Source organism: Rathayibacter sp. AY2B7 (genome assembly GCF_002931635.1).
Taxonomy (GTDB): Bacteria; Actinomycetota; Actinomycetes; order Actinomycetales; family Microbacteriaceae; genus Rathayibacter.
This window is the reverse complement of sequence record NZ_PSUC01000021.1, coordinates 1-20,390: the sequence shown is the minus strand read 5'-3', so window position 1 is coordinate 20,390 and position 20,390 is coordinate 1. Positions and strand designations below refer to the sequence as shown.

Below are 20,390 nucleotides of genomic sequence, written 5' to 3'. Positions count from 1 at the left end.
GCCGGGATCACACTGATCCGTCCCTCTCCGGAGCCGGAGATCGCGCCTCTCGCGCTGCTCTCGCCCCCCGCCTCCACTGTCCGGTCTCCGTCTGCACGGCGAGGCCCTCCGAGAGAAGGGAGCCCAGGGCGGCGATCGTGTCGGCACTGGTCTGACCCGTCTCCGCGGCGATCGCAGCGGCGCCGCAGCCCTCCACCCGCTCAGTCAGATGCTGGAGTACTCGTGCTTCCGCCTCCGTCCGGCCGTCGGTCGGACCGTCCTCGTCACCGACCCCGAGCAGTTCGAGCACGTCCGGCGGCGAGGTGACGCAGGTCGCCGCGTACTCGCGGAAGAGCCGGTGGCAGCCGGCGGAGGAGGCGCTGGTGACCGGGCCCGGGACCGCGCCGAGGGGGCGGCCCAGGGCAGCGGCGTGGCCGGCGGTGTTGAGGGAGCCGGAGCGGGCGCCGGCCTCGACGACGACGGTGCCGGACGTGGAGGCCGCGATGAGGCGGTTGCGCTGCAGGAATCGCCAGCGGGTGGGCGTTGTGCCCGGCGGGACCTCCGTCGCGACGGCGCAGCCGGGAGTGGCGATGATGCGGTGGAGGAGGTCGGCGTGAGCCGTCGGGTAGAGGCGGTCCGCTCCCCCGGCGAGGAAGGCGACCGTCCTGCCTCCCGAGCCGAGGGTGGCACGGTGGGCGACCGCGTCGATCCCGAAGGCACCGCCCGAGACGACGGAGACGCCTCGCGCCGCGACGCCCGCGGCGAGCTCGGCGGCGACGTGCTCGCCGTAGCCGGTGGCAGCGCGGGCGCCGACGAGGGCGAGGCGGTGCGGCGGATCGAAGGCGGCGGGATCACCGCGCAGCCAGAGCAGAAGTGGCGCGTGCGGCCCGAGGTCGTCGAGCGACTCGGGCCACACGGGAGCCCCGGGCAGGAGCAGCCGGGCGCCGAGTCGCTCGGCGATCTCGAGACGCCGGAACAGGAGCCTGCGGTCCAGGCGCGGTCGCCAGCGCGCCAGCCCCGACTGGAGGGCGGCGACCTCGGAGTCGAGGGGCGCGGGTGCCGGGCCTTCTTCGTCGGAGGGAGCGCGATGCGGGGGCGCGAGGATCTCCTCCGCGGACGACGAGGACACGACGTGGGCGAAGGCCTCGGCCGCGCCGACCCTCGCGATGAGGAGGGCTGCGACGGAGTCGCCGGGCTCGGTCAGAGAGTTCCAGCCGCACCGGGCTGCAGCGTCGACGAGTGCGCTCCGAGCGCAGCCGGACTCACCCGAAGGCTCGCCATCGGCAGCGGAGTCCGGATCGGCTGCGCCGCTCGGCAGCAGTCGGCGAACGGCGTCGAGCTCCGCGCCGTCGAAGAGCGCGTCGGGCCGGATCACGCGGCACCTCCCCGGAGGACGAGCGCGCGCGAGAGATGGGCGGCACTCGGCCGGTCGGCTGCGTCGAGGTCCGCGAGCGTCCAGGCCAGGCGCAGGACCCGGTCGTAGCCGCGCATGGTCACGAGACCTCGCTCCAGAGCCCGGTCGAGCGTGCGGGACTCGGCACTGGTCGGGCGCAGCGCGTCCGAGCGCAGCCAGGCGCCGGAGACCTCCGAGTTGAGCGTCCACGGGGTGGAGGCGAGGCGAGCCGCTGCGAGGGACCGTGCCGCGGCGACACGATCGCGGGCCTGTGCCGTCGACACGCCGGACATGTCTCGGCGCGCGGCCAGCTGAGCCGCGCTGATGCGGCGGACCGTCAGGCGGATATCGACGCGGTCGAGCAGCGGTCCGCTGAGCCGCGCGAGGTAGCGGCGGCGGACCGAGGGAGCGCAGGTACAGGTCTCTCCGGGGATGCCGAAGCGGCCGCACGGGCACGGGTTCGCCGCGAGGACGAGCTGCACCCGCGCGGGGAACTCGGCGACGGCGTTCGCGCGGTGGATGCGGATCACGCCGGATTCGAGCGGCTGGCGCAAGGCGTCGAGGGCGACGGACGAGAACTCGGGGGCCTCGTCGAGGAACAGCACGCCCCTGGTGGCGCGGGCGACCGCGCCGGGACGGATGCGGCCGCTGCCGCCGCCGACGATCGCTGCCGACGAGGCCGAGTGGTGCGGACTCTCGAACGGCGGCCTGCGCACCAGCGCGCCACCGGTCGGCGCTCCGACGAGCGAGCGCATGCAGGTGGCCTCGAGCGCTGCATCGTCGTCGAGGTCGGGGAGGATGCCCGGCAGGCGCGAGGCGAGCATCGTCTTCCCGGCGCCGGGAGGCCCGAGCAGGAACACGTGGTGCCCGCCCGCCGCCGCGACGACCATCGCCTCGGCCGCCTCCTCGTTCCCCACCACGTCGGAGAGGTCGAGGCGGGCCTCCGGCTCGGACACCGTCTCAGACGGCGGCGCGGCCTCGGGGAGCACCGGCACTTCCCACTCGGCTCCGTGCCAGACGGCGGCCGCCGCCAGCGAGGAGACCGCGATCACCTCGACGCCGTCGACCAGCTCCGCCTCGAGCCGGTCCTCGACGGGGACCATCACGCGGCGCCTGCCCTCGCGGGCGGCCGCGAGCACCGCGGGCAGCACGCCCGGGACGGAGCGCAGTCGGCCGTCCAGGCCGAGCTCCCCGATGTGGACGACCGCGGCGACCGACTCCGCATCGACCTCGCGGAGCGATGCGAGCGCGGCCAGCCCGATGGCGAGATCGAAGGCGGAGCCGTGCTTGGGCATCGCGGCCGGCGAGAGGTTCACGGTGATCTTGTACTCGGCGATGGTGCTCCCGGAGTTGATCGCCGCCGAGCGCACCCGCTCCTTCGCCTGCGCGAGCGCGGCGTCGGGCAGCCCGATGATCACCATGCCCGGGGTGCCGTCGGCCGAGTGGGCCTCCACCCCGACCACGGCTCCCGCGAAGCCGACGAGACCGACCGCGGAGGTCCTCCCCAGGCCCATCAGGCCACCGCCCGCAGGTGCCGGATCTGCGACGGGACTCCCCCGGGAGCGACGATGCCGACCGCGTCGATCCGCAGATGCCGGGAGCGCTCGTGGTGCTCGTCGGCCCAGGCGTAGGCGAGTCGCCGCAGGCGCTGCGCCTTGGCCCGCGTGATGGCCTCGACCGGCAGTCCGAAGCGCGTCGACGAGCGCGTCTTCACCTCCACCACGACCAGTGCCGACCCGTCGCGGGCCACGATGTCGAGCTCGCCCTCGCGGACCCGCCAGTTGCGGTCGAGGATCTCGAATCCGTTGTCTCTCAGGTGCGCCGCCGCGATCTCCTCGCCGCGCCGCCCCAGTTCGTCCTTGTCCATGCGTCCTCCTGCCGGAAGCGTGCCGGAGCAGGAACGAGCGTCGGACGGCCGGGAGGGGATCCGGGGAGAAGAGGACCGAGGAGGCGGGTGGGGAGGGACGTCGGGCCGGGGTCTCGATACGCCGCCGGGTGCGGCTACGCGACCAGCGGATGTATCCGCGCCGCCTGAAGACGAGACCCGCGGAGCCGCGGATCCGAGAGAGCTCCGGAGCGGGGTGGGGCTCCGGTCACCGGGTCTCGATACGCCGTCGGAGGCGGCTACGCGACCAGCAAGGGGTCCGGAGCCTGCCGCGACAGAGGGCTACTCGTCGAGCGCGAGCTCCTTGGGGAGCTCGAACTCCTTGCGGGAGAGCTCCTCGACGTTGACGTCCTTGAAGGTCAGCACGCGCACCGACTTCACGAAGCGGTCGGAGCGGTAGACGTCCCAGACCCACACGTCGCGCATGGTGAGCTCGAAGTAGAAGTCGTGCTCGGTGTCGCGGCGGACCAGGTCGACCTCGTTCGCCAGGTAGAACCGGCGCTCGGTCTCGACGACGTACGAGAACTGCGAGACGACGTCGCGGTACTCCCGGTACAGTGCCAGCTCGACCTCGCGGTCGTAGTCCTCGAATTCGTCCTCATCCATCGTTGGACAATCCTACGCCGAGCCGACGGGCCCGAGCGCCGGGAGCGGCTCCTCGACGCTCTCCCGCGACTTCGACAGCCAGGTCACCCGGTGGAGCGGGGACGGGCCGACCCGCTCGATCCCCGCCCAGTGTGCGGCGCTGCCGTAGCCCTTGTTGCTGTCCCAGGCGTAGTCGGCGAAGTCGTCGTGGTGGCGCACCATCTGACCGTCCCGGCCCACCTTCGCGAGCACGGAGGCGGCGGAGACGGCGGCGCAGTCGCGGTCGGCCTTCACGCGGGTGACGATCGTCAGCTCGGCCGCCCACTCGCCCAGCGCGGGCGTCAGCCAGTCGTGGGCGCCGTCGAGGAGGACGACGGCGGTGGCGAGGTCGACGCCCTGGTCGGCGAGGCGCTCGATGCCCCTCGACGCAGCGCGGCCGAGGCCCGCGATGATCCCGGTCTCGTCGATCTCGTCCGCCGAGGACTCGCCGATCGCCCAGGCCGAGACCCACTTCGCGACTCCCGGCAGGAGCGCCTCGCGGCGGGCAGGAGCGAGCATCTTGGAGTCGCGGAGCCCCTCGGGGAAGCGCCCGCAGCGGCTGCCGATCGACACGACGCCGACCGAGACCGGGCCGGCGATCGCGCCGCGGCCGACCTCGTCGCAGCCGATGACCGTCTCGTAACCCTGCCGGAAGAGGCGCCGCTCCTGCGTCAGCGTCGGCTCGGCGACGACCACCTAGCCCTGCCCGCTCTGCGCGTCGTCCGAGCCCTCCTCGGAGGCCTCGGTGTCGACTCCGCGGAACACCGACGGGTAGTCGTCGAGCCACGCCCACTGCTGCACGGGCCAGGTGACGAGGATCGCGCGGCCCACGACGTTGTCGATCGGCACGAAGCCGCCGCCCGGCTTGTCGGTGTTGTAGCGGGAGTCGGCGGAGTTGTAGCGGTTGTCGCCCATCACCCAGAGCGAGCCCTCGGGCACGACGACATCGAAGGGGGTGGCCGAGACGGCCTGCACCCCGTCCGGCAGCTTCACGTAGGGCTCGTCGATCGGGTTGCCGTTGATCTCGACCTGGCCGAGCGGCGTGCAGCAGGTCACGTGGTCGCCCGGCAGGCCGATGACGCGCTTGATGAGGTGGTCGTTGCTGTCGGGAGCGGTGAGGCCGACGAGCGCGAGGGCGGAGTCGACCGCGGCCTGGAACGGCGGCACGGAGGGCTCGGAGCTCGGCGAGAGCCATCCGCCGGGATCGCGGAAGACGACGACGTCGCCCCGCGAGATCGGCACGACTCCGGGCACGAGCTCGTTCACGAGGATGCGATCGTTCTCCACGAGCGTCTGCTCCATGGAGGAGGAGGGGATGTAGAACGAGCGGATCAGGAAGGTCTTCACGAGGAAGGAGACGAGCACCGCGACCACGAAGATGATCAGCACGTCGCGGAGGAAGAGCAGGACACCCCGGCGCTTGCGCGGGCGCTTCTCGGACGGATCCGCCGAGTGGCGGGCGTGGTCCTCGCCTCCGGGGAGGCGGACCGGGGCCGTGCTGTCTGTCATCGCTCGCCGTCGCCCCTACTGTGCATCACCGGGTGGACTCCCCGGACGGATCACCCCCGAGAAAGGGAGGAACCCCGGACCATCATAGGTGGACCGGGGTTCCCGAGAAGTCGTGCGGACGCCGCTCAGGCGTCGCGCTTCTCCTTGATCTTGGCCTTCTTGCCGCGCAGGTTGCGGAGGTAGTAGAGCTTCGCGCGACGGACGTCACCGCGGGTGACGACCTCGATGTGGTCGATGACCGGCGAGTGCACGGGGAACGTGCGCTCGACGCCGACCTGGAAGCTCACCTTGCGGACGGTGAAGGTCTCGCGGACGCCCTCGTTGGAGCGGCCGATGACGACGCCCTGGAAGACCTGGATGCGCGAGCGGGAGCCCTCGACGATGTTGACGTGGACCTTGACGGTGTCGCCGGCGCGGAAGTCCGGGACATCGCTGCGGAGGGACGCCGCATCGACGGAATCGAGGATGTGCATGCTGTATCGCTCTCCGTGCCCGCCACAGGTCGAACACCGTTTCGTTGATGGAAGTCGGTCGTGCCCACGTCGTCGCGGCTCCCCTGTGGCAGAGCCTGCGCGAGGCACAAGCGCTCATTCTGCCATGCCGCGTCGATCCGAGTCAAAGCAGGGTCGTGAGGAGGGCAGAGCCGTCGAGAGGCAGAGCCATGCAGAGGGCAGAGCCGTCGAGAGGGCCGAGCCGTGGAGCAGGGCGGGGCCTCGCAGGGAACAGCGCCTCTCGGGACGCCCGACCCCTCAGAGGACGATGGTCTGCCCGTCCTGCGGGCGCTCCGGATCGAAGCCCTCGCCGGCGACGGGGCGGTGAGCGCCCTCGGCCTGCACGGACGCCGCCTCCGAGAAGGCGAGGAGAGTGGCCTTCGCGTCGGCGAGGAACCGCCACGCCGAGTGCCAGAAGGCCGCCACTCCGAGGACCACCGAGAGCAGGCCCAGCGCCCAGGCGCCGGGCGGGAAGAAGCCGAAGGCGATCAGGGAGAGGTGCCAGGCGCCGACCACGGCCACGTCGCCCCACGCGGGAGTGCGCGTGGGCCGAACGGTCACCCGGAATGCGACGATCGCGGCCACAGCCGCCAGCGCGACCGCCAGAATGGGGAGGGCGATCACCAGGCCGAGCACGGTCCAGCCGCTCGATCCTCCGAAGACCCCGTAGCCGAGGAGGATCCACAAGGGCAGCACGATCGCCGCCGGGAACTGCCAGGAACCGAATGCCCGTCGCGTGCGCATGCACCGACCGTACCCACCACCGCTGAGCGACGGCTCAGCGGACCCCGAGAGGATCAGGATGATCGAGCTACGCACCCCCGCCGAGATCGAGGAGATGCGTCCCGCCGGCCGCTTCGTCGGCGAGGTACTGAAGGCCACCTCCGCCGCTGCCGCGGTCGGCGTGAACCTGCTCGAGCTCGACCGGCTCGCCCACGACATGATCCGCACGGCCGGCGCCGAGTCCTGCTACATCGACTACCACCCCTCCTTCGGCGCCAGCCCCTTCGGCAAGGTCATCTGCACCTCCGTCAACGACGCGGTGCTGCACGGCCTGCCCTTCGACTACCGACTGAAGGACGGCGACCTGCTCACCCTCGACTTCGCCGCCTCCGTGAACGGCTGGGTCGCCGACTCGGCCATCAGCGTCGTGGTCGGGACGCCGCGCGAGGAGGACCTCGCCCTCATCGACACCACCACCCGCGCGCTCGAGGCCGGCATCGCCGCCGCGCAGCCCGGGAAGAAGATCGGCGACATCTCCGCGGCCATCGCGGCCGTCGCACACGCCGAGGGCCTGTCCATCAACACCGACTTCGGCGGCCACGGCGTCGGCCGCACGATGCACGGCGATCCGCACATCCCCAACGACGGACGCGCCGGCCGCGGCTACCCGCTCCGCCCGGGTCTCGTCGTCGCGATCGAGCCGTGGTTCCTGCAGACGACCGACGAGATCTACACGGACAAGGACGGCTGGACCCTCCGCAGCCGTGACGGCTCTCGCGGCGCCCACATGGAGCACACGATCGCCATCACCGAGACGGGGAACATCGTCCTCTCCGCGCGGGACTGACTAAGCGGTGGACAGTACCGCTATCCGATAGCGATACTGTCCACGTGCGAATCTCGGAGCTCAGCCGCAGCAGCGGCGTCAGCCTGCCCACGATCAAGTACTACATCCGGGAGGGGCTGCTGCCGCCGGGCGACGCCGCCGGCCCCCAGCGGGCGGAGTACGGGGACGCCCATGTCGCGCGTCTGACGCTGCTCCGCGCTCTCATCGAGAGCGGCGGCGTCGGCATCGCCGGCGCGAAGCGGATCACGGCCGCGCTCGACGCCGGCGTCGGTCCGACAGCGGCGTTCGAGGTGGCGCAGGACGTGGTCTCCGTGAGCGCCGACTCGACGGCGTCCGCCACCGAGGTGTCGACGCGGCGGATCGCCGAGGCCACGGGCTCCGACCACTGCGGCCACCCCGCCGTCGCGACGGCGGCACGGGCGCTCGACGCGCTCCAGCTCTCCACCGGACCGATGAGCGCCGGCTGGCTCGAGGCCTACGCCCGCGCCGCCGCCCTCGTCGCCTCCGCCGACCTCGACGAGCTGCAGGCCCGTGAGAGCGTGAGCGAGCAGGCTGCCGTCGCCGCCGTCGGCACCGCGCTCGGAGACGTGGTGCTGCAGTCGCTCCGGCGCGTCGCCCAGGCGCGCGAGACGCAGAGCCGCTTCGGCTCGACGGAGGTGCCCCGATGAGCGCGGCGACCGAGACGCCCGCGCGCACGGCCTCCGCTGCTCCGCACCGGCCGCTCCTGGTGCTCGCGGCCGCGATGGCGGTCGGCGCCCTCCTCTGCGCGATCGCGCTGGTCGTCGATCCCCGCGAGCTCGGCGGGCAGCCGCTCTGGGGCAAGCCGCTGAAGTTCTGCCTCTCGATCGCGCTGTACGCCGTGACGCTCGCCTGGCTGATCGGGCTCGTGCCCCGACGGCGCCGCCTCGCCCGAGCGCTGGGCACGGTCGCGGCAGTCGGCCTGGCGGTCGAGATGGTCGTGATCGGAGGCGCCGCCCTGGTCGGCGAGCGCAGCCACTTCGACGTCTCCTCTCCCCTGCACGCCGCGCTCTGGGCCTCGATGGCCGTCTCGATCGTGGTGGTCTGGCTGGCGACTCTGGTCCTCGCCGCCCTCCTGGCGCGGGTGCCGCTCGGCGACCCGGCGCTGACGCTCGCCGTGCGCGCCGGACTCGTGATCGGGCTCGTCGGGATGGCCCTCGCGTTCCTGATGACGGGGCCCTCGGCCGGCCAGATCAGCGATTACCAGGGCGTCGTCGGCGCGCACGCCGTCGGAGTCGCGGACGGCGGACCCGGCCTCCCCCTCCTGGGCTGGAGCACCACGGGGGGCGATCTGCGCATCCCGCACTTCGTCGGGATGCACGCTCTGCAGGGGCTCCCGCTGCTCGCGCTGCTGCTCCGACGGCTGGCACCCCGGATCCCCGTGCTGCGCCCCGCATCCACCCGGCTGCGGCTCGTCGCCCTGGCCTCGGCGGGCTGGGCGGCCGCGGTGGCCCTCACCTGCTGGCAGGCGCTGCGCGGACAGGCGCTGACCGCACCGGACGCGCTGACCCTCGCCGTCGCTACTGTGGCCGTGGTCGCCCTCGCCGGAGGGACGATCCTCACCCTCGCACGAACGGAGGCCCGCGCATGAGCCGGCTGCACCGCGGCTGGACGCCGCTCGGGATCGTCTACCTCGTCCTCGCCCTCGCCGGGCTGATCGGGACCTGGACCTGGAACGTGCGGGCGATGCAGGAGGGCGCGGACGTGCTCGCCGGCCTCGCCGCGGGCGGGCCGTGGGTGTCGTCGTTCTCGACCGACCTGCTGGTCGTCGCGATCGCAGCCGTCGCCTTCATGGTGGTGGAGGGCCGCCGGATCGGGATGCGCCGCGTGTGGATCCTGGTGCTGCTCGCGCCGCTGGTCGCCCTCGCGTTCGCGTTCCCTCTCTTCCTCGCCCTGCGCGACCGGCACCTGGCCCTCGCGGCCCGGTGACCGTGCGGCGCGGGGCTAGGGAAGCAGTTCGGGGCGGACGCGGCGCGTGCGCTCGACGCTCTGCTGGTGGCGCCAGGCGGCGATCGCCCCGTGGTTGCCGCTGAGGAGCACCGGAGGGACGTCGAGGCCCCGCCAGGAGGCGGGCTTGGTGTAGCTCGGGTACTCGAGCAGCCCGTCGGAGTGGCTCTCCTCGACCAGGCTCGCCGGGTTGCCGACGACGCCCGGGACCAGGCGTCCGACGGCCTCGATCATCGCCATCACGGCGACCTCTCCTCCGTTGAGGACGTAGTCGCCGAGGCTGATCAGCCGGACCCGCGCGCGCTCGGCGGTGTGGTCCACGACGCGCTGGTCGATGCCCTCGTAGCGGCCGCAGCCGAAGACGAGGGTGGACTCCTCCGCGAGCTCGCGGGCGGTCGCCTGGGTGAACAGCTCGCCCGCGGGCGACGGGAAGATCACGACGGGGTCGTCCGCGCCGTCGAGGATCGTGTCGAGCGCCTCGCCCCACGGCTCCGGTCGCATCACCATGCCCGCGCCGCCGCCGTAGGGCGTGTCGTCGACGGTGCGGTGGCGGTCGTGGGTGAAGTCGCGCAGGTCGTGCACGCCGAGCTCGATCAGCCCGCTCTGCCGCGCACGGCCGAGCAGGCTGATGTCGAGCACGCCGAAGAACTCCGGGAAGATCGTGACGATGTCGATCCTCACGACCGGGGCTCCTCCTCGGAGGCGGCGTCGGAGGCGGCCGAGGGCTCGTCGTCGGCGGGCTCCTCGAGAGCGGCGTCCGCGTCAGCGGACGCGTCCGGCTCGTCGGCGTCCGCAGGCGCGCTCAGCGCCGGGTCCGCCAGGTCGACACCGCTGAGGTCGACCGCGGCGGGCTCCTCCTCGGGAGCCTCCTCGAACAGGCCGATCGGAGGCGTGACCGTGACGATCCCAGCCGCGGCGTCGACGGAGGGGACGATCGCGTTCACGAACGGCACCATCACCTCGCCGGAGGGGGTGCCGACGATGAGCAGGTCCTGCGCGGGGAAGTGGTCGACGCGGCGGACGGTGCCGACCTCGACGCCGTCGCGGACGACCTTCATGCCGACCAGCTGGTAGTCGTACCAGGAGTCGTCCTCGCCCGGCTGGGTCTGCACCTCCTCGTCGATCCAGAGGATCGCCTTCAGGAGGGTCTCAGCGGCGTTGCGGTCGTCGACGCCTCGGAAGAACGCGACGGGGTGGCTGTTGTACCAGCGCAGCTCGACGAGCTCGAGCTTCTTGCCGTGCCACTCGGAGGTGCGCGGGACCTGCAGCGTGAACGTGGATCCGGGGGTGAAGCGCTTGTCGGGCTCGTCCGTGTAGAGCTCGAGCTTGATGGCGCCCTTGAGCCCGTGTGCCTTGGTGAGTCGGGCGACGCGGAGCTGCGTCGTGCCCGGTCCGGTGACCGACACCTCTACTTGTCGGTGTCGACGACGTCGACGCGCACGCGGCGCCCGTCGGCGAGCGCGGCGACGAGAGTGCGGACGGCCTTGGCGGTGCGACCGGAGCGTCCGATCACGCGGCCGAGGTCCTCGGGGTGCACGCGCACCTCGAGGACCTCTCCGCGCGGGGAGCTCGTGGCCACGACACTGACCTCATCGGGGTTCTCGACGATCCCCTTGACGAGGTGTTCGACGGCGGGAGCGAGCACTGACTACGCCTCGGTGGAGGTCTCGTCGGCGGTGTCCTCGACCGGGGCGGCCTTGGCCGGAGCCTCGGACTTCGGCTTGAGGACGGGCTTCTTCTTCGCGTCGACGACGAACGGAGCCTTGGGCTCCTTCACCTGGACGGTGCTGACGGCGTCGGCGTCGCCCTTGAAGCGGCCCCAGTCGCCGGTCAGCTTGAGGATCGCGGCGACCTGCTCGGTCGGCTGCGCGCCGACTCCGAGCCAGTACTGCGCGCGCTCCGAGTCGACCTGGATGAACGAGGGCTGCTCGGTCGGGTGGTACTTGCCGATCTCCTCGATCACGCGGCCGTCGCGCTTGGTGCGCGAGTCGGCGACGACGATGCGGTAGTAGGGCGCCCGGATCTTGCCGAGGCGCTTCAGACGAATCTTGACAGCCACAATTCTCCTGTGTGGTCGTTGACCGGTGTCCGGTCGATGATGGATGAACTGAGCCGTGAGCGTGGGGGCACACCCGGCGGAAGCTCGAGGGGGTTTCGTCGGCGGTGAGTAGAGGGTCGACCGCCTCGGACCCGACGGATCATTCTGCCAGAAAAACCGCCCCGGTGCGGGCCCGGCACGCCGCCGCCCAGCGGCACCCTCGCGGGAGCGGGCCGCGCGGGACCCGGAAGGCCTCCGCCGGGGCTCGGCGTCCGCCCCGGCCGCAGGTGGCAGGATGGCGAGGCGCGTCCCGATCGGCGGACGCCCGGATCCGATGAGGACCACGCCATGGAGATCAGCTTCGCCGCATCAGACCGCTCCACGCTCGGGATCGAGTGGGAGGTCGCGATCGTCGACCGGCAGACGGGCGATCTCGCCAACGTCGCCGATGTGGTGCTGGAGGCGCTCCGCAGCGACGACGGCGCCCCGCACCCGCACATCACCGGCGAGCTCCTGCGCAACACGGTCGAGCTGGTCTCCGGCGTGCACACCTCCGTCCGCGACGCGGTCGCCGATCTGCAGGACCAGCTCCGGCAGGTGCGCGAGATCACCGACCCCATGGGACTCGCCCTCGTGTGCTCGGGCACGCATCCGTTCGCGCAGTGGTTCGACCAGGCCATCACGGACAAGGAGCGGTACCACCGCCTCATCGACCGGACCCAGTGGTGGGGCCGGAACATGATGATCTGGGGCATCCATGTGCACGTCGGCATCGAGCACCGCGACAAGGTGCTGCCGATCCTCAACTCCCTGCTCGACTACTACCCGCACCTGCAGGCGCTCTCGGCGTCGAGCCCGTTCTGGGGCGGAGTCGACACGGGCTACGCCTCGAACCGCGCGCTGATGTTCCAGCAGCTGCCGACGGCGGGCCTGCCTCCGCAGTTCGGTGCCTGGGCGAACTACGAGGAGTACGTCGACGACATGATGCGCACCGGCGTCATCGACGACCACACGGAGGTCCGCTGGGACATCCGCCCCTCGCCGCAGTGGGGCACTCTCGAGATGCGCGCGTGCGACGGCCTCTCCTCCGCGGAGGAGATCGGAGCGGTCGCCGCGCTGATCCAGTGCCTCGTCGAGCACCTCTCGTCGCGGCTGGACGCGGGCGAGGACCTGCCGACGATGCAGCCCTGGTACGTGCGCGAGAACAAGTGGCGCGCGGCCCGCTACGGACTCGACGCCGAGATCATCCTCGACGCCGCTGGAGCGGAGCGGCTGGTCACCGACGACATCCGCGACCTGCTCGTCACCCTCGCGCCGGTCGCCGAGCGCCTCGACTGCGTGAAGGAGCTCGGCGACGTCGAGCTGATCCTGGTCGCGGGAGCGAGCTACCAGCGCCAGCTGCGGACGGCCGCGGCGAACGACGGCGACCTGAAGGCGGTGGTCCGGGCTCTCGCGGGCGAGCTGCGCGACGGGCTCCGGGATCCCCGCTCATGACGCGTCCCGCCCTCCTCGCCGCAGCCGCGATCGGCGCACTGGCCCTCGGTCTCGCCGGCTGCTCATCCTCGACGACGACCGGCCCGGCGACCGCGTCCCCCGCCGGCACCGCCACTCCCCTCCCGACCGTCACCGCCGATCCGCTGCCGCTCTCGATCGGCGGCTCTCTTCCCGCCGGCTCCCGGGTGACGATCGTCGGCGACAGCATCGTGCGCGGTCTGACGGTCGATCCGGAGCAGGCCTGGCCCGCACTCGTCGGCGACGACCTCGGCTGGGAGGTCACGAACCTGGGCTGCGACGGCGGCGGCTTCATCGAACCGGGTGACTGCGGCGTCGCGATCGGCGACCGCGCGGAGGAGATCGCCGACACCCGGCCCGACGCGATCGTGCTGATCGCCAGCAGCAACGACCTGGGCTGGGATCCGGAGGACGTGGACGCCGCGATCGGGCCGGCGGTGGATGCGATCGTGTCCGCCTCGCCCTCGGCCCGGCTCATCGCGCTCGACTCGGTCTGGGGCCCCGACCCGCGCCCCTCCGATCTCGACGAGTACGACGCGGCGCTGGTCGAGGCCGTGACGGCCGCCGGCGGCGGTGCGCTGGAGTACCCGGACCCCCTCCGCGAGGACGGGCTGCTCGGCGAGGACGGCGTGCATCCCACCGTCGAGGGCCAGCGCGCCCTGGCCGACGCCTTCGAGGTGGCGGCCGAGAAGTCCGGCCTCGCCCGGGCGGTGCCGACGGGACAGAAGGCGACGGACGCGCCGGCGGCCTGACTCCGACGCGGGGCGCCGCCGTGACGGCGCCCCGCCGGGTCAGCGCGCGGTGCTGTTCCGGCCGTCGCGCCAGCCGAGCAGGTCGCGCACGGGCGCGAGGTCGATGTCCGGACCGGTGATGCCGAGCGTGAACAGGCGGGCACCCAGGTCGTACTGCTGGTCGAGCACGTCGAAGGAGGCGTCGCCGACACCGCCGCGCACGCTCGCGCCGGTCGAGATCTCGATCGCGGCCGGGTCGCGGTCCACGCGGCCGCACCACTCCGAGAGCACGCCGAGCTTGCGCTCGAGCGTCGGGACGTCCGAGAAGCTGTGCCAGATGTCGGCGTGCTCGGCGACGATCCGCAGCGTCTTCTTCTCGCCGCCGCCGCCGATCATCACCGGGATGTCGCGGGTGGGCGCCGGGTTGAGCATCGACCACCGGTTGCGGATGCGCGGCATCGCCTCGGAGAGCTCGTCGAGGCGGGAGCCGGGAGTGCCGAACTCGTAGCCGTACTCCTCGTAGTCGCGCTCGAACCAGCCCGAGCCGATGCCGAAGATCAGACGGCCCTCGGCGCCCTTGGCGCTGATGTGGTCGACCGTGCGCGCCATGTCGGCGAGGAGGTCGGGGTTCCGATAGCTGTTGCAGGTGACCAGCGGGCCGAACTCGATGCGGCTGGTCTGCTCGGCCCAGGCCGCGAGCATGCTCCAGCCCTCGAAGTGCAGGCCGTTCGGCTCTCCCGAGAGCGGGAAGAAGTGGTCCCAGTTGAAGGCGATGTCGACGCCGAGGTCCTCGAGCTCGGCGAGCGTGTCGCGGATGACCTCGTAGGGGACGTGCTGCGGTGCGATCTGGACGCCGATGCGGACGGGGCGCGCTTGTGCGGTTGTCATGCCCTCACGCTAGCGAGCGGTGCGCCTCACGGGGATCCCCGCTGCGGCCCGCGGAGGGACGGCGCGCTACTCCCCTGCCGGGTCCGGCGACGCCGAGGGCGCCTCGTCGCTCGTGGAGCGGGCGAGCTTGACGACGGTGGCACCCTCGTCGTCGAACAGGCGGAGCCGTCCGCCGTCGAGCGAGGCCATCGCCGCCTCCGAGAAGATCATCGGCAGCGCGACGCCGTCGCAGGCGATCAGCGTGCTCGGCCCGGCCGAGACGGTGAGCGCGCCCGCCTGGTCGATCGACCACTCGCCCTGCGCGCCGTTGCAGCCGTCGGAGCCCGTCCAGGTCCCGTCCTCCGCGATCAGGAGGAACGGCACGTCGGGCGCGTCGTAGGAGACGCCCGTCACCCAGCGGCCGACCAGGTCCTCCGGGGAGGGCGCCGTCATCGCGTCGACCCCGGAGCCCTCGGCGCAGCCGGTGAGCCCGAGCACGGCCGCGAGGACGAGGATCCCGCCCGCGCGTCCGGCCGCGACCCGCCTCATCGCCCGAGGAGCTTCTGCAGCTGCTCGAGCTCCTCCGGCGTGGGCTGGGCGCCCTTGCCGGCGCCGCCGCCCAGGCCGAAGCCGGAGCCGCCCGCATCGCCCGGGCGGGGCCCGGAGGTGATCGCCGCGTTCTCGGCCGCGCGCTTGGCGGGGTTGCCGGACTTGCTGCTCTTCTTCTTCTGCGGCTTCGGGCGGCCCTGGTAGCCGGCGCCGGGCACGGGGCCCATGCCGGGGACCGAGGGCATGCCGCCCTTGGCGACCGTCTTCATCATCTTGGCGGCCTGCTCGAAGCGCTGGACGAGCTGGTTGACGTCCGTGACCGTCATGCCGGAGCCGCGGGCGATGCGCAGGCGCCGCGAGCCGTTGAGCAGCTTCGGGTTGACCCGCTCCGCCTTCGTCATCGACTGGATGATCGCCTCGGTGCGCACGATCTCGCGCTCGTCGAACTGGTCGAGCTGCTCTCGCATGCCCTTCGCGCCGGGCAGCATGCCGATCATCTTCTTGATCGAGCCCATGTTGCGCAGCTGCTGCATCTGGCCGAGGAAGTCGTCGAGGGTGAACGTGTCCCCCATGATCTTCTCGGCGATCTTGCGCGCCTCGTCCTCGTCGAACGCGGACTGGGCCTGCTCGATGAGGGTCAGCACGTCGCCGAGGTCGAGGATGCGGCTCGCCATGCGGTCGGGGTGGAACTGCTCGAAGTCGTCGAGCGACTCGCCCGTGGAGGCGAAGAGGATCGGGCGGCCGGTGAGCGAGGCGACCGAGAGCGCCGCGCCTCCGCGGGCGTCGCCGTCGAGCTTGGAGAGGACGACGCCGGTGAAGTCGACGCCCTCCTGGAAGGCCTTGGCGGTCGCGACCGCATCCTGGCCGATCATCGCGTCGATGACGAACAGGACCTCGTCGGGGTTCGTGACGCGGCGGATGTCCGCGGCCTGCTTCATCATGTCGGCGTCGACGCCGAGGCGTCCGGCCGTGTCGATGATGACCGTGTCGTACTGCTTGTCGGTCGCGAAGCGGATCGCGTTCTGAGCGACCTTGACCGGGTTGCCGACGCCGTTGCCCGGCTCCGGCGCGTAGACCGCGACTCCGGCCTGCTCGCCGACGACCTGCAGCTGCTGCACGGCGTTGGGGCGCTGGAGGTCGGCCGCGACGAGCAGCGGGGTGTGGCCGTCCTTGCCGAGGTACTTGCCGAGCTTGCCCGCGAGGGTCGTCTTGCCCGCGCCCTGGAGGCCGGCGAGCATGATGACGGTCGGCGGGCGCTTGGCGAACTCGAGGCGTCGCGACTGCCCGCCGAGGATCGCGACGAGCTCCTCGTTGACGATCTGGACGACCTGCTGGGCCGGGTTGAGCGCCTTGTTGACCTCGTCGCCGAGGGCGCGCTCGCGCACCTTGCCGGTGAACTCCTTCACGACCTCCAGCGCGACGTCGGCGTCGAGGAGGGCCCGCCGGATCTCGCGGACGGTGCCGTCGACGTCCGACGCGGAGAGCTTGCCCTTCGTGCGGAGGTTCTTGAAGGTCTCGACGAGTCGATCGGAGAGGGTGCCGAAAGTAGCCATGATGCCCGGAATTCTACCGGAGGCCCGGAGGGTCGGCGGGCGGGGCCGCCGATCGGCCCGCGATCGGCGCGATCACGGTGCAGCGGATTAACTGGTCCGAGTCCAAGAACGGGGCTAGGGTGGCCCGGTGATCGAGACACTGGTGGCGGGCGACTCCGCGGACCCCCTGGACTACCGCGACGGCTGGGAGCTCCAGCGCCGCCTGCACGCCGAGGTGGTGGCGGGCTCGAGGCCGGACACCCTCGTGCTCTGCGAGCACTCCTCCGTCTACACCGCGGGCAAGCGGACCGAGGCGCACGAGCGCCCGGACGACGGCTCGCCCGTGGTGGACGTCGACCGCGGAGGCCGGATCACCTGGCACGGCCCGGGCCAGCTCGTCGGCTACCCGATCGTGCGGCTCGGCGAGCCCGTCGACGTGGTCGCCTACGTCCGCTCGCTGGAGGGCGTGCTGATCGCCGCTCTCGACGACCTGGGCGTGCAGGGGCGGCGCGTCGACGGGCGCTCGGGAGTGTGGATCCCGAGGGACGGCGGCGCCGACAAGATCGCCGCGATCGGCATCCGCGTCGCCTCGGGCGTGACGATGCACGGCTTCGCCCTCAACGTCTCGAACAGCCTCGAGCCCTACGCCCGCATCGTCGCCTGCGGCATCGCCGACGCCGGAGTGACCACGCTCGAGCGCGAGCGCGGCGAGGCTCCGCCCATGGAGGCGGTGCGGGCGCGGGTGGCGGCGCGCTTCTCGGAGGCGGCCCCCGCCTTCTCCGCCCGCATCGAGGAGGTCGCCGCGTGAGCGCCGAGGCCGGCGGCCGCAAGCTGCTGCGGCTGGAGATCCGCAACGCCGAGACGCCGATCGAGCGCAAGCCCGAGTGGATCCGAACGAAGGCCACGATGGGCCCCGAGTACCGGCAGCTGCAGTCACTGGTGAAGACGGAGGAGCTGCACACCGTCTGCCAGGAGGCGGGCTGCCCCAACATCTTCGAGTGCTGGGAGGACCGCGAGGCGACGTTCCTCATCGGCGGCGCCCAGTGCACCCGCCGCTGCGACTTCTGCCAGATCGACACCGGGAAGCCCGCGGACTACGACGCGGACGAGCCCCGGCGCGTCGGGGAGTCCGTCGCCCGGATGAACCTCCGCTACGCGACCGTCACCGGCGTCGCCCGCGACGACCTGCCCGACGAGGGCTCCTGGCTCTACGCCGAGACCATCCGCCAGATCCACGCCCAGGCTCCGGGCACGGGGGTCGAGATCCTGGTCCCGGACTTCACCGGCCGCGCCGAGCACTTGCAGCGGGTGTTCGACGCGGAGCCGGAGGTGTTCGCCCACAACGTCGAGACGGTGCCGCGGATCTTCAAGCGCATCCGGCCGGCCTTCCGCTACGAGCGCTCGCTCGACGTGCTCACCCGGGGCCGGGAGGCGGGGCTGATCACGAAGTCGAACCTCATCCTCGGCATGGGCGAGGAGCGGGAGGAGATCTCGCAGGCGCTGCAGGACCTCTACGACGCCGGCACCGACATCGTGACCATCACGCAGTACCTCCGCCCGACGCCGCGGCATCTGCCGGTGGACCGCTGGGTGCACCCGGAGGAGTTCGTGGCAATCAAGGAGGAGGCCGAGGACATCGGCTTCCTCGGCGTCCTCGCCGGACCCCTGGTCCGCTCCTCCTACCGCGCCGGCCGGCTCTGGGCGCGCTCGATGGAGTCGAAGGGGCTGCCGGTCCCGGAGCATCTGCGCCACCTCGCCGACGCGGCGCTGGGCTTCTCGCAGGCCGTGTAGCCCGCCACCGGGACGGCGCCGGCGCGTCGTCCCGGGCGGGGCCGCTCAGCTGACGAGCTGCTGGGCGAAGACGTGGGGGGTGAAGCCGGTGAGGTCGCCGATGCCCTCGCCCTGGCCGACGAGCTTGATCGGGATGCCGGTGCGCTCCTGGACCGCGAGGACGAAGCCGCCCTTCGCGGAGCCGTCGAGCTTGGTGATGACCAGGCCGGTGACGCCCGCGTGCTCGATGAACGCCTCGGCCTGGCTCAGCCCGTTCTGACCGGTCGTCGCATCGAGCACGAGCAGGATCTCGGAGATCGGGGCCTGCTTCTCGATGACGCGCTTGATCTTCGTGAGCTCGTCCATCAGCCCGCCCTTGGTGTGCAGGCGGCCGGCCGTGTCGATGATGACCATCTCGACGCCGGTGTCCTTCGCGAACTGCACGGTCTGGAAGGCGACGGACGCCGGATCCTGGCGCTCCTGCTGCGGGCGGACGATCTGGGCGTCGGCGCGCTGCGCCCAGGTGGCGAGCTGGTCGACCGCCGCGGCGCGGAAGGTGTCGGCCGCGCCGACCACGACGCTCCGGCCGTAGTTGCGGAGGAACTTGGCGAACTTGCCGATGGTCGTGGTCTTGCCGACGCCGTTCACGCCGACCACGAGGATCACGGCGGGGCGCTCGCTGAGCTTGAGGGTCGTGTCGTACTTCGACAGACGCTCCTCGAGGGACTCGCGGAGCATCCGCTGCAGGTCGCGCGGGTCGGTTGTGGAGTAGCGGGCGACCTTGGCGCGGAGGTCGTCGACGATCTCCTCGGTGATGTCGGGGCCGAAGTCGGCGGTGATCAGCGCCGTCTCGAGGTCGTCCCAGGTCTGGTCGTCGATCGTGCGCTTCTCGAACAGGCCGCGCAGTGCGCGGCCGAGCGACCAGGAGGTGCGTTCTGCCATGGGTCCAGGCTACCGGCGGGCGCGCCTCCGAGCGGTCGGGGAGGCGGGTTCAGGCCGGGGGCGCGGCGACGCGCTGGCCGACGACGGCCGAGACGCCGTCCTGCCGCATCGACACGCCGTAGAGGGCGTCCGCGATCTCCATGGTCCGCTTCTGGTGGGTGATGACGATCAGCTGGCTCGAGGTGCGCAGGTCCTCGAAGATGCTGAGCAGTCGGCCGAGATTCGCGTCGTCGAGGGCGGCCTCCACCTCGTCCATGATGTAGAAGGGGCTCGGCCGTGACTTGAAGATGGCGACCATGAACGCCACGGCCGCGAGCGAGCGCTCCCCTCCGGAGAGGAGCGACAGCCGCTCGATCTTCTTGCCGGCCGGCCGCACCGCGACCTCGATGCCGGTGGTGAGCAGGTTCTCCGGGTCGGTCAGCCGGATGCTGCCGGTGCCGCCGGGGAAGAGAACGGGGAACACGTCCGCGAACGCCGCCTGCGTGTCGTCGAACGCGGAGGCGAACACGGTCTGCATCGTCTCGTCGAGCTCCTCGATGATGGTGAGCAGGTCGCGCCGGGTCCCGGTGAGGTCGGCCAGCTGCTCGGTCAGGAACGCGTGCCGCTGCTCCAGCGCGGCGAACTCCTCCAGCGCGAGCGGATTGACGCGGCCCAGCTGCCCCAGCTGCTTCTCGGCCTTCTCGAGGCGGTGGCGCTGCTCCTCGCGGACGTAGGGCCGCGGCTCCTGCTCCACGTCCGTCTCGTCGGGGACGCCGACTCCGGGACCGTACTCCTCCACCAGCACGTCCTCGGTGAGCCCGAGCTCGGACGCGGCGCGCTCGAGCAGACCGGTGAGCTGCAGGGGCTCCGCCGCGAGGAGGGGAGCGTGCGCGACCGGCTCCAGTCCGTCACCGAGAGCGTGCACGGCCTCGAGCTGCAGATCTACGAGAAGAGGCTGCAGCTCACCGGTCTGCTCGAGCGCGCCGCGTCCGAGCTCGGGCTCACCGAGGACGTGCTGGTGGAGGAGTACGGTCCCGGAGTCGGCGTCCCCGAC

24 protein-coding genes and 1 pseudogene are annotated in these 20,390 nt (G+C 72.1%); 8 read left to right on the top strand and 17 right to left on the bottom strand.

Going from position 1 to position 20,390, the window contains the following annotated elements; translation table 11 throughout:
• Nucleotides 1-7: 7 nt before the first annotated feature.
• The 8 genes from dprA to C5C27_RS05890 all read right to left on the bottom strand — a co-directional run bounded on the left by dprA (nt 8) and on the right by C5C27_RS05890 (nt 6,625).
• On the bottom strand, nt 8-1,354 hold the full coding sequence (gene dprA, locus C5C27_RS05925; RefSeq protein WP_258066517.1) for a DNA-processing protein DprA: 1,347 nt from the start codon (nt 1,352-1,354) through the stop codon (nt 8-10).
• On the bottom strand, nt 1,351-2,886 hold the full coding sequence (locus tag C5C27_RS05920) for a YifB family Mg chelatase-like AAA ATPase (RefSeq protein WP_104313878.1): 1,536 nt from the start codon (nt 2,884-2,886) through the stop codon (nt 1,351-1,353). Before C5C27_RS05920 ends, dprA begins: the two co-directional genes overlap by 4 nt.
• Nucleotides 2,886-3,239 (bottom strand): YraN family protein, encoded by a 354-nt coding sequence (locus C5C27_RS05915; RefSeq protein WP_104223901.1) that lies wholly within the window; start codon nt 3,237-3,239, stop codon nt 2,886-2,888. Before C5C27_RS05915 ends, C5C27_RS05920 begins: the two co-directional genes overlap by 1 nt.
• A gap of 300 nt (nt 3,240-3,539) precedes the next feature.
• Nucleotides 3,540-3,863 (bottom strand): DUF2469 domain-containing protein, encoded by a 324-nt coding sequence (locus C5C27_RS05910; RefSeq protein ID WP_055792576.1) that lies wholly within the window; start codon nt 3,861-3,863, stop codon nt 3,540-3,542.
• A 12-nt stretch (nt 3,864-3,875) separates the two neighbouring features.
• The gene (locus tag C5C27_RS05905; protein WP_104226870.1) at nt 3,876-4,577 is read right to left on the bottom strand and encodes a ribonuclease HII; all 702 of its coding nucleotides are present in this window, start codon (nt 4,575-4,577) and stop codon (nt 3,876-3,878) included.
• Entirely contained in the window at nt 4,578-5,390 is an 813-nt protein-coding gene (lepB, locus tag C5C27_RS05900) for a signal peptidase I (RefSeq protein ID WP_104250528.1), read from the bottom strand.
• A 125-nt stretch (nt 5,391-5,515) separates the two neighbouring features.
• Complete coding sequence (gene rplS / locus C5C27_RS05895) at nt 5,516-5,863, bottom strand: 50S ribosomal protein L19 (protein ID WP_104223904.1); 348 nt, start codon at nt 5,861-5,863, stop codon at nt 5,516-5,518.
• A 276-nt stretch (nt 5,864-6,139) separates the two neighbouring features.
• Nucleotides 6,140-6,625 carry a DUF4175 domain-containing protein gene (locus C5C27_RS05890; protein WP_146079610.1) on the bottom strand — a complete coding sequence of 162 codons (486 nt, stop codon included), beginning with the start codon at nt 6,623-6,625 and terminating at the stop codon, nt 6,140-6,142.
• A 58-nt stretch (nt 6,626-6,683) separates the two neighbouring features.
• On the opposite strand from C5C27_RS05890, the gene map reads away from it, so the two are divergent.
• The 4 genes from map to C5C27_RS05870 are packed head-to-tail and all read left to right on the top strand — an operon-like array spanning nt 6,684 to nt 9,398.
• Nucleotides 6,684-7,451: a type I methionyl aminopeptidase gene (gene map / locus C5C27_RS05885; RefSeq protein WP_104223906.1), complete on the top strand. Its 768-nt coding sequence runs from the start codon at nt 6,684-6,686 to the stop codon at nt 7,449-7,451.
• A gap of 44 nt (nt 7,452-7,495) precedes the next feature.
• Nucleotides 7,496-8,119, top strand: a complete 624-nt coding sequence (locus tag C5C27_RS05880; RefSeq protein WP_146079609.1) for a MerR family transcriptional regulator — start codon at nt 7,496-7,498, stop codon at nt 8,117-8,119.
• Nucleotides 8,116-9,060: a hypothetical protein gene (locus C5C27_RS05875; protein ID WP_104313875.1), complete on the top strand. Its 945-nt coding sequence runs from the start codon at nt 8,116-8,118 to the stop codon at nt 9,058-9,060. The genes C5C27_RS05880 and C5C27_RS05875 overlap by 4 nt, the downstream gene beginning before the upstream one ends.
• On the top strand, nt 9,057-9,398 hold the full coding sequence (locus tag C5C27_RS05870; RefSeq protein WP_104250523.1) for a DUF2834 domain-containing protein: 342 nt from the start codon (nt 9,057-9,059) through the stop codon (nt 9,396-9,398). The genes C5C27_RS05875 and C5C27_RS05870 overlap by 4 nt, the downstream gene beginning before the upstream one ends.
• A 15-nt stretch (nt 9,399-9,413) precedes the next feature.
• Here C5C27_RS05870 and trmD read toward each other — a convergent pair whose 3' ends face one another.
• From trmD to rpsP, 4 genes are read right to left on the bottom strand one after another with little or no spacing between them, the layout of a single operon-like run.
• Complete coding sequence (trmD, locus tag C5C27_RS05865) at nt 9,414-10,097, bottom strand: tRNA (guanosine(37)-N1)-methyltransferase TrmD (protein ID WP_104313874.1); 684 nt, start codon at nt 10,095-10,097, stop codon at nt 9,414-9,416.
• Nucleotides 10,094-10,822, bottom strand: coding sequence for a ribosome maturation factor RimM (rimM, locus tag C5C27_RS05860; protein ID WP_104295439.1), 729 nt, complete (start codon nt 10,820-10,822; stop codon nt 10,094-10,096). The genes trmD and rimM overlap by 4 nt, the downstream gene beginning before the upstream one ends.
• Nucleotides 10,823-10,824: 2 nt before the next feature.
• Nucleotides 10,825-11,061 carry an RNA-binding protein gene (locus C5C27_RS05855; protein ID WP_068210678.1) on the bottom strand — a complete coding sequence of 79 codons (237 nt, stop codon included), beginning with the start codon at nt 11,059-11,061 and terminating at the stop codon, nt 10,825-10,827.
• A gap of 3 nt (nt 11,062-11,064) precedes the next feature.
• Nucleotides 11,065-11,475: a 30S ribosomal protein S16 gene (gene rpsP, locus C5C27_RS05850; protein ID WP_104223912.1), complete on the bottom strand. Its 411-nt coding sequence runs from the start codon at nt 11,473-11,475 to the stop codon at nt 11,065-11,067.
• Between the two features lie 327 nt (nt 11,476-11,802).
• Here rpsP and C5C27_RS05845 point away from each other — a divergent pair, with 327 nt between their 5' ends.
• Both C5C27_RS05845 and C5C27_RS05840 read left to right on the top strand, forming a co-directional pair.
• Nucleotides 11,803-12,948 carry a glutamate--cysteine ligase gene (locus C5C27_RS05845; protein WP_104313873.1) on the top strand — a complete coding sequence of 382 codons (1,146 nt, stop codon included), beginning with the start codon at nt 11,803-11,805 and terminating at the stop codon, nt 12,946-12,948.
• A complete protein-coding gene (locus C5C27_RS05840) occupies nt 12,945-13,718 on the top strand; it encodes an SGNH/GDSL hydrolase family protein (RefSeq protein WP_104238537.1) in 774 nt (257 codons plus the stop codon). Before C5C27_RS05845 ends, C5C27_RS05840 begins: the two co-directional genes overlap by 4 nt.
• A gap of 39 nt (nt 13,719-13,757) precedes the next feature.
• On the opposite strand, the gene C5C27_RS05835 is transcribed toward C5C27_RS05840, so the two are convergent.
• From C5C27_RS05835 to ffh, 3 genes are all read right to left on the bottom strand, one after another.
• Nucleotides 13,758-14,585: an LLM class F420-dependent oxidoreductase gene (locus tag C5C27_RS05835; protein ID WP_104313872.1), complete on the bottom strand. Its 828-nt coding sequence runs from the start codon at nt 14,583-14,585 to the stop codon at nt 13,758-13,760.
• Between the two features lie 66 nt (nt 14,586-14,651).
• On the bottom strand, nt 14,652-15,113 hold the full coding sequence (locus C5C27_RS05830) for an META domain-containing protein (RefSeq protein WP_104223916.1): 462 nt from the start codon (nt 15,111-15,113) through the stop codon (nt 14,652-14,654).
• Nucleotides 15,110-16,666 (bottom strand): signal recognition particle protein, encoded by a 1,557-nt coding sequence (ffh, locus tag C5C27_RS05825; RefSeq protein ID WP_104226882.1) that lies wholly within the window; start codon nt 16,664-16,666, stop codon nt 15,110-15,112. Before ffh ends, C5C27_RS05830 begins: the two co-directional genes overlap by 4 nt.
• A 127-nt stretch (nt 16,667-16,793) precedes the next feature.
• Between ffh and lipB the strand changes: the two genes are divergently transcribed.
• Together lipB and lipA are read left to right on the top strand one after the other, a co-directional pair.
• The gene (lipB, locus tag C5C27_RS05820) at nt 16,794-17,453 is read left to right on the top strand and encodes a lipoyl(octanoyl) transferase LipB (RefSeq protein ID WP_104313871.1); all 660 of its coding nucleotides are present in this window, start codon (nt 16,794-16,796) and stop codon (nt 17,451-17,453) included.
• A complete protein-coding gene (lipA, locus tag C5C27_RS05815) occupies nt 17,450-18,436 on the top strand; it encodes a lipoyl synthase (RefSeq protein ID WP_181133459.1) in 987 nt (328 codons plus the stop codon). Before lipB ends, lipA begins: the two co-directional genes overlap by 4 nt.
• A 45-nt stretch (nt 18,437-18,481) precedes the next feature.
• Here the strand turns inward: lipA and ftsY are convergent, their stop codons facing one another.
• Entirely contained in the window at nt 18,482-19,357 is an 876-nt protein-coding gene (ftsY, locus tag C5C27_RS05810; protein ID WP_104223920.1) for a signal recognition particle-docking protein FtsY, read from the bottom strand.
• Nucleotides 19,358-19,406: 49 nt separating this feature from the next.
• Nucleotides 19,407-20,390: pseudogene (locus C5C27_RS05805) on the bottom strand (AAA family ATPase); the annotation flags it as partial.

Coding starts and splice junctions, on each gene's coding strand:
- C5C27_RS05920 (WP_104313878.1), bottom strand. CDS start 2,886: ATGGGCCTGGGGAGGACCTCCGCGGTCGGTCTCGTCGGCTTCGCGGGA.
- C5C27_RS05915 (WP_104223901.1), bottom strand. CDS start 3,239: ATGGACAAGGACGAACTGGGGCGGCGCGGCGAGGAGATCGCGGCGGCG.
- C5C27_RS05910 (WP_055792576.1), bottom strand. CDS start 3,863: ATGGATGAGGACGAATTCGAGGACTACGACCGCGAGGTCGAGCTGGCA.
- lepB (WP_104250528.1), bottom strand. CDS start 5,390: ATGACAGACAGCACGGCCCCGGTCCGCCTCCCCGGAGGCGAGGACCAC.
- rplS (WP_104223904.1), bottom strand. CDS start 5,863: ATGCACATCCTCGATTCCGTCGATGCGGCGTCCCTCCGCAGCGATGTC.
- C5C27_RS05890 (WP_146079610.1), bottom strand. CDS start 6,625: ATGCGCACGCGACGGGCATTCGGTTCCTGGCAGTTCCCGGCGGCGATC.
- map (WP_104223906.1), top strand. CDS start 6,684: ATGATCGAGCTACGCACCCCCGCCGAGATCGAGGAGATGCGTCCCGCC.
- C5C27_RS05875 (WP_104313875.1), top strand. CDS start 8,116: ATGAGCGCGGCGACCGAGACGCCCGCGCGCACGGCCTCCGCTGCTCCG.
- C5C27_RS05870 (WP_104250523.1), top strand. CDS start 9,057: ATGAGCCGGCTGCACCGCGGCTGGACGCCGCTCGGGATCGTCTACCTC.
- C5C27_RS05845 (WP_104313873.1), top strand. CDS start 11,803: ATGGAGATCAGCTTCGCCGCATCAGACCGCTCCACGCTCGGGATCGAG.
- C5C27_RS05840 (WP_104238537.1), top strand. CDS start 12,945: ATGACGCGTCCCGCCCTCCTCGCCGCAGCCGCGATCGGCGCACTGGCC.
- C5C27_RS05835 (WP_104313872.1), bottom strand. CDS start 14,585: ATGACAACCGCACAAGCGCGCCCCGTCCGCATCGGCGTCCAGATCGCA.
- C5C27_RS05830 (WP_104223916.1), bottom strand. CDS start 15,113: ATGAGGCGGGTCGCGGCCGGACGCGCGGGCGGGATCCTCGTCCTCGCG.
- ffh (WP_104226882.1), bottom strand. CDS start 16,666: ATGGCTACTTTCGGCACCCTCTCCGATCGACTCGTCGAGACCTTCAAG.
- ftsY (WP_104223920.1), bottom strand. CDS start 19,357: ATGGCAGAACGCACCTCCTGGTCGCTCGGCCGCGCACTGCGCGGCCTG.